Genomic DNA, 7,209 nt, shown 5'->3' with positions numbered 1-7,209 from the left:
CCGCTGATCTGTCAGCGAGCTGTATCCGGTCTGTTCGCGGGATGTCAGCGGGTCCCGTCATGGTCGTGGCAGACGAGAAAGCGACCGTGAAACGAGGGGCCATGACCACCGAGTCAACCCAGCCGGCGATCGCAGCCATGGGGCTGGGTAAGACCGTGCCCCGCCAGATGGCGCGTTGAGGACCGAAGGGAACGAACGATGTCGTACGCGATCCGGGCTGAGGGGCTGGTCAAACGGTACGGGGAGATGGTCGCCCTGGACGGGGTCGATCTGGAGGTGCCCGCAGGAAAGGTGATCGGTCTCCTCGGCCCGAATCGGGCGGGTAAGACCACCATCGTGCGGATCTTGGCGACACTGCTACGGCCGGATGGGGGCCACGCCACGGTCGGTGGCTACGACGTGATGAAGGACCCGGTGCGGGTCCGCGCCCTGATCGGGCTCACCGGACAGGACATGTCGGTGGATGAGAGTTTGTCGGGCCGGGAGAACCTGGTGTCCCTGGGGCGTCTGATGGATCTATCGAGGCAGCGGGCCACAGCGCGGGCGGCCGAGTTGATGGAGGGGTTCGAGCTGGCTGATGTCGCCGACCATCCGGTCAGGACTTTCTCCGGGGAGATGCGCCGCAGGCTGGATCTGGCGGCGAGCCTGGTCGGCCGACCGCAGGTGCTGTACCTGGACGAGCCGACCACGGGGCTGGATCCACATGCCCGCAAGGAGGTCTGGGAGGTCGCGCGGCGGTTGATGACCGAGGATTGCACGGTACTGCTCACCACGCAGTATCTGGAGGAGGCCGACCAACTGGCGGACCGGATCACTGCGATCGACCACGGCCGGGTGGTCGCGGAAGGCAGCCCGGAAGAGCTGAAGCGGCGGGTCGGTGGTCAGCGGCTACAGGTGCGCACGACCCTGCTCTCCGATCTGGACGCGGTGCGCCCGATCCTGGCCGAGCTGACCGGGGCCACGCCCGCCCACGATCCGAACGCCGGCTTGCTGACCGTGCCGATCGCCGATCCGATATTGGTCTCCGCTCTGGTCAGACGGCTCGACGGGGCCGGTATCGGCGTCGATGAGCTGGGGCTCCGCCTGCCCAGCCCGGACGAGGTCTTCCTGGCGCTGACCGGACAGCCGGCCGTGTGAAGGACAGGGGCAGAGCTCACGGCGCCCCCGGCTGGCCGGCTTCCCCGGCCAGCCGGTTGAGCGCGTCCTTCCTCGGTAGGTCGGCGCCTCGGCGGTATGCCTGCTGGTAGCCGGGCTCGCCGAGTCGGTCGGTCAGTTTGGTGACCAGTTCGCGCAGCTCTGGTTCGCCGAGGTCGAAGGCACCGCGGATCGCCTGGCTCATTCCGAGCGCGGTGGCCGCCCCCGCTGGGTCGTTCTCCAGCGCGAGCAGCCCGGCCAGTAGCTCCGCCGTCCAGGCCAGGCCGGCGCTGGAGCCCTGCGCGAACAGGGAACCGGCCGCCTGGGGCAGCAGCCGGCGGGCTTGGGCGGCCTCGCCCTCGGCGAGGCGGTTCTCCATCCGGGTGCTCACGATCAGGTCCCGGGCCAACTCCTCGGGGATCGCCCGGCGCTGACCGAGCGACTCCAGCTCATCGAGGGTACGGTTGGCCTGCTCCAGGTCGCCCGCACGGCGGTGCAGGTTGGCCAGCCCCACCAGGATGTTGGCCTCCAGCCGCCGATGGCCTCGATCGCTGGCCTGGCGCCGCGCCGCGAGGATGTCACGCAGCGCGCCGTCCAGATCGCCGCTGCGTCTGCGTTCGCGGGCGAGCCTGGCCCTGCTGAGATACAGGTAGTCCTCGGTGCCCAGCTCGGAGCTGATCGCCACTGCCCGTTCCAGCAGGGCGATCGCCTGGTCGTACTCACCCCGCAGCGAATGATCCCGGCCCAGCGGGAGCAGACTCATCACCAGCCCCCACCGATCGCCCACCTCCTCAAAACCGCGCAACGCCTCCCGCCGGGCGTGGGCGCCGGCCCGCAGATCGCCCTGCTCGGTGAGAGCGAAGTCCTGCGCCCAGTGCGCGCTGGCTCGCACCCACGGGTCCGGCGAGTCCAGCGACTGCCGCAGCCGACGTCGCACGAGCTCGGCGCCGCCGCTGACGAAGGCCAGCTGAGACATCCGCACCAGCGGCAGCGCCGGATGGAACTCCCGTGCCGCCGCCGAGTCGACGCCGGCGATCGCCGAGCGCGCCGAGCTGCCCGCCGCCAGCCGCACCACCTCCATGGTGGCATGCGCGTGATCGGGCAGGCCGTAGCCCAACCTCAGCACCTCAGCCAGGAACGTCTCGAACTGGCTGCTCATCCCTCTGATACCCCAGTACCAGAACAGCGCGCCGACGAACCGGGACGCGGTGACCCCGTCCCCGGCGTCCACGGCCGCTCGCAGCGCGGCGACCATGTTGTCGTGCTCGGCATCAAACAGCGCGATCGCCCGCAGCTGCTGCCCGGTCCGCAACAACGGCTCGTGCTCCTCCGCCAGCGCCAGGAAATACCCGGCGAAACGCGTGGACACCTCCTCACCTGACCTGACCAGCTGAGCAGCCGCGTACGCGCGAACCGTCTCCAGCATCCGATAGCGAGGCTCATCGCCGTCGTCGGTGGCGTTCAGCAGAGACTTCTCCACCAGCGAATCGAGCACATACGGCACATCCCTTGCCGAAAGCAGCTCATCAGCACACACCGCCTCCAACGCGGCCAGGGTCGCACCACCGGGAAAGACCGACAACCTGCGGGCCAGCACCCGCTCGGGCTCCTCCAGCAGATCCCAGCTCCACTCCACCACCGCCAGCAGCGTCCGCTGGCGCGGCAGCGCCGTCCTGCTCCCCGAGGTCAGCAGCCGGAAGCGATCATCCAAACGCCGCGCGACCTGCTCCACGCTCATCGAACGCAACTTGGCCGCGGCCAGCTCCAACGCCAGCGGCAGACCATCCAGCCGCCGACAGATCTCCACCACCGCGCCCACCGTGGAATCGTCCAGCACGAAGCCGGGCCTGACACCAGCGGCCCTGTCGATGAACAGACGCACCGCGGCCGACTCCGCCGCCTCCGCCGGCTCTGGTCTCTCCGCGGGCAGCTCCAGCGGGCCGAGATGGCACAGCATCTCCCCGGTGATCGCCAGCGGTTCCCTGCTGGTGGCGAGAATCCGCAGACGCGGCAGCCTGGCGAGCAACTCGTGGGTGAGCTCGGCGGCGGCTTCGATGAGATGCTCGCAGTTGTCCACTATCAGGACCGCCTCGCCGACATCCAGCAGCTCGGCCAGCCGGTCGACCGGGGTGGCCCGCCGTATCTGCCCTCCCTCGTAAAGACGGCTGTCTTGGGAGCTGAGCGCGCCGAGCATCGTGTCGGCCAACTGATCCGGTGCGATCACCCCGGCCAGCGGCACGAACCACACCCGGCCGCGCTGGTGGGCCCGATCCCGGGTCACCGCCTCCAGCGACAGCCTCGTCTTGCCCGCGCCGCCCGGCCCGACGATGGTCACCAGCCGGGAAACGACCATCAGCTCAGCCAACTGATCCAACTCGCTGTCCCTGCCGACGAAACTGCTCAGCTGCGCGGGAAGTCGGCTCGGTACGGCCTCTTGTCGCACCGAAGGCTGGCCCAACTCGCCGCGGAGCAGGGCCAGATGAACGTCCCGCAGCTCGGCCGAGGGATCGATGCCGAGCTCCTCGCTCAGCCTGCCTCGGATCTCCTCATACACCGCCAACGCATCCGACTGGCGTCCGGCCGCCGACAACGCCCGCATCCGCAGCCCAGCCAGCCTCTCGCTCAGCGGACGTTCGGCGCCTGCCACCCCAAGATCGGTCAGCACCTCGGCGTGCCGGCCCAGTCGCAGCTCAGCGTCAAAACGATCCTCGGCAGCCGCGGCCCGCACCTCGTCCAACCTCGCGGCGACACCACGAGCGAACGGCGCCTCCAGCACATCCGTCAGCGCCGCGCCCCGCCACAACCCCAGCGCCGCACCAAGCACCGCGGACGCCTCTTCGTACCGGCCCGCTGCCAGCTCACGCCTGCCCTGCCCGGCCAGCTCCTCGAACCGGTGCGCGTCCACGTCCTCGGCCCGCACCGAAAGCCGGTAGCCGCCCGCCACGGAATTCAGCGTTCCGGCCCCGCGCAGCGCCTTACGCAACCGGAACACCAACGCCTGCAGCGCGCTGGCCGCCCCCGACGGCGATTCCGCCCCCCACAGATCATCGATCAGCGAGTCGGCGGACACCGGACGACCTGCCTCCAGGGCCAGCCTGGCCAACAACATGCGCAGCCGCACGCCGCCGATGTCGATCGGCGTCACGTCATCAAAGGCCCCAACCGGCCCAAGCAGGACAATATGCACCAGGGCAGCCTCCCAGACCCAGCCTCTGTCCCATCACCGCGGTCTAGGGGGTCTCGGTAGCAATCGCGGAAAATCCAACGGACCCTGTGTCACGAACGCCGAGAGGGGTCGTTATGTGGGCAGGCGCCGATTCTGTTCTCCCTGCCATGGAGCACCGTGGGCGTGAGCGTGGCGGTCTGCCTTCTCCTCGCCCTGATCTCCAGCCTGGTCCCTGCTCGCCTCGCCCTTCGCCACCGACCACTGGAGCTGGCTGGGATACGCGAGTAGTGCCCGTTACAGCTGATCGTGAGACGTCCTGGCCGACGGCCCATACAACCAAGTCGCGACCTGCCTGCGCGCGGCCGGCCCGGGTGCTGCGGGAAAAGCTTCGCCGTGCCGCTAGAACGTTTTGCCTGGTCATCCCGTATCGCGGGCAACGCAGGCAATACGGGCAAGGACTGTATTACCTGCGATCGCAGTATGTGGCGCGAGTCGAACCGTACGGCTCGCGCCCAGCGGTCAGCCGGGGCCGCCGGGCTGACGCGGGCGCGCGGGCGCGCGGCCACAAGGCATGGAACCTCCAGTAGCGATAGCGGTTGATGACCGAGTGTCACCACCACCGGCCGTTCGGATGCTTGGATGCGACAAGTTGATCAAGCTCTTGCGCCGGTAGCCTGGGCCAGTGAAACCTGGTGAGAAGCTTTCCCGTGGGGTGAGTGGTGGAGGACTTCGTCGTGAGGAACCTCACCGTGAAGGACTCCGTCGTGAAGAGCTGAAGGGCTTTCTGCGCAGCCGTCGGGCCAGGTTGAGTCCGCGGGACGTCGGGATGCCGGAGGCGGGGCGCAGGCGGACCCCCGGGTTGCGGCGCGAGGAGGTCGCGGTGCTGGCCGGGGTGGGGGTGTCCTGGTACACCTGGCTGGAGCAGGGCCGCGACATCACCGTCTCTGCGCAGGTGCTCGACGCGGTCGCTCGCGCGCTGCGGCTCGACGAGGCCGAGCGGACGCACCTGTATCTGCTGGCAGGGCTCAACCCGCCGGCCGCTCCCGACTTGGACGATCCGCTGTCGGAGCAGTTGCTGCGGGTGCTCGACTCCTGGCTGCCGCGGCCGGCGTACGTGCTTGACCGGCACTGGGGCCTGGCCGCGGTGAACTCCGTAGCGCGCGAAGTGTTCGGGTTTGGCGACTACGATCACAACTGCCTGATGTCATTCTTCACAAGCGCCCGGTACCGGGCGTCGTTCGCCGACTGGAAGGCAGCGGCGCCAACGATCGTGGCGCAGTTCCGCGCGGACGCGGCGCGGCATCCCGGGGATGGCGAGTTCGTACGGATCGCAGATGATCTGGTGGCGGCGAGCGCGGAGTTCGCCGGACTGTGGGAGCGGCACGACGTGGCGGAGACCGCGCAGGGGCTCAAGTCCGTCATACATTCCGAGGTGGGTGAGCTGCGCTTCGAGTACACCAGCCTCGCCGTGCCCGACCGGCCGGGGCACCGGATCCTGCTTCACAATCCCCAGCCGGGTACGGACACCGAGGAGAAGCTGGAGTCATTGGCGCGGCGGCTGTGCCTGGTGGTGTGAAACCTCGGATAAACGGACACTACCTACCCGCCGCACGATCCCCCAGGCTGCTCGTCATGACTCGATTCAATGACAAGGTCGTACTGATCACCGGTGGGACCAGCGGCATCGGGCTGGCAACCGCGCGCCGTCTCATCGCCGAGGGCGCCCACGTCGTCATCACCGGCCGTTCGCCCTCGCGTGTGGCGGCCGTCGCCGAGTCGATCGGCGCCATGGGCGTGGCCTCGGATGTCGGCGACCTCGCCTCCCTGGACGCGCTGATGACCGCTGTCAAGGAGCGGTACGGGCGGATCGACGCGATCTTCGCCAATGCGGGGACCGGGACGTTCAAGCCCTTCGCGGAAATCAGCGAGAGCGACTTCTCTTCCACTGTGGACGTGAACGTCAAGGGGGTGTTCTTCGTAATCCAGAAGGCGCTGCCGCTGATGCCCGACGGCTCGTCCATCGTCATCAACGCGTCATGGACCCTGCATCGGGGGGTTGGCATCCTCGCCCTGTACTCGGCCACCAAGGCGGCCGTGCACAACCTGGCCAGAACGCTGGCCGCCGAACTCGCGCCCCACGGGATCCGGGTGAACTCCATCAGTCCTGGATACATCGACACCCCCATGTACCCGGAGGCATCTCTGGATGAGGAGACGGCCAGGACGATCAAGGGCCGGGTGGCGGCCGGGCGCTTCGGACAGCCCGAGGAGGTGGCCGGCGTGGTGGCGTTCCTGGCCTCGTCCGATGCCTCGTACGTGAACGGCCAAGACCTGGTGGTCGACGGTGGCCTCGTCGCTACGATTCCCGCTTGACCGCCACCCTCAGCCCCGACCCGGGGCCCCACCTCGGCGCCCGCTCCTTAGACCGTGACTCATTTGGGGATCGGTCGTTAGATCGTTCGCGGATGCGTTCCTCCAACAACTGGTGCCCGATGAGCTGTGGGAGCTGTTCCAGCGCGTGGTCCCGCCGCCACCGACTCGGCCGCAAGGCGGCGGGCGGCGGCGGGGGGACGAGTGATTCTGGCGGCGATTGTGTACGTGGCAACCACCGGCTGCACCTGGCGGCAGTTGCCGCCGGTCTTCGGCGCCTCCTGGCAGACGGTGCACCGCTGGGTCGTCGAACGCACCGTCTCCTGGCCGGCTGTCGCCGCCTACACCGTCGCTACGAGCGCCATGCCGACCATTTCGCGTCCTTCGTGGCCGTTGCCGCAGCCCTCATTCGCTACCGCCGACTCACCACATGAGACACCCTCTTAGCTTGATCTTTAACCTTGGTGGCTTGCGAAGCCGCTCCTGAGTTCTCAGTTAGACAGCCCTTGGTTGATCATTCTTCTTGTCGAGGGAAGAAG

Annotated in this window: 4 protein-coding genes and 1 pseudogene; 4 read left to right on the top strand and 1 reads right to left on the bottom strand. The window is 68.5% G+C overall.

Annotation, left to right across the window (positions count from 1 at the left end):
* Nucleotides 1-198: 198 nt before the first annotated feature.
* A complete protein-coding gene (locus tag ACZ6R6_RS48965; protein WP_470104373.1) occupies nucleotides 199-1,137 on the top strand; it encodes an ATP-binding cassette domain-containing protein in 939 nt (312 codons plus the stop codon).
* A 16-nt stretch (nucleotides 1,138-1,153) separates the two neighbouring features.
* Here ACZ6R6_RS48965 and ACZ6R6_RS48960 read toward each other — a convergent pair whose 3' ends face one another.
* Nucleotides 1,154-4,279 (bottom strand): BTAD domain-containing putative transcriptional regulator, encoded by a 3,126-nt coding sequence (locus ACZ6R6_RS48960; protein ID WP_470104372.1) that lies wholly within the window; start codon nucleotides 4,277-4,279, stop codon nucleotides 1,154-1,156.
* 703 nt (nucleotides 4,280-4,982) lie between these two features.
* Between ACZ6R6_RS48960 and ACZ6R6_RS48955 the strand changes: the two genes are divergently transcribed.
* The 3 genes and pseudogenes from ACZ6R6_RS48955 to ACZ6R6_RS48945 all read left to right on the top strand — a co-directional run.
* On the top strand, nucleotides 4,983-5,876 hold the full coding sequence (locus ACZ6R6_RS48955; RefSeq protein WP_470104370.1) for a helix-turn-helix transcriptional regulator: 894 nt from the start codon (nucleotides 4,983-4,985) through the stop codon (nucleotides 5,874-5,876).
* 56 nt (nucleotides 5,877-5,932) lie between these two features.
* On the top strand, nucleotides 5,933-6,673 hold the full coding sequence (locus ACZ6R6_RS48950; RefSeq protein WP_470104369.1) for an SDR family NAD(P)-dependent oxidoreductase: 741 nt from the start codon (nucleotides 5,933-5,935) through the stop codon (nucleotides 6,671-6,673).
* Nucleotides 6,674-6,734: 61 nt separating this feature from the next.
* Nucleotides 6,735-6,988 (top strand): annotated as a pseudogene (locus ACZ6R6_RS48945) (transposase); the annotation flags it as partial.
* Nucleotides 6,989-7,209: the final 221 nt, after the last annotated feature.

The organism is Streptosporangium sp. NPDC048886 (genome assembly GCF_055586905.1).
This window is presented reverse-complemented; position numbering and strand designations above follow the sequence as displayed.

Bases quoted from the DNA above. Each gene is read 5' to 3' on its own strand.
- ACZ6R6_RS48965 (WP_470104373.1), top strand. From the start codon at position 199: ATGTCGTACGCGATCCGGGCTGAGGGGCTGGTCAAACGGTACGGGGAG.
- ACZ6R6_RS48950 (WP_470104369.1), top strand. From the start codon at position 5,933: ATGACTCGATTCAATGACAAGGTCGTACTGATCACCGGTGGGACCAGC.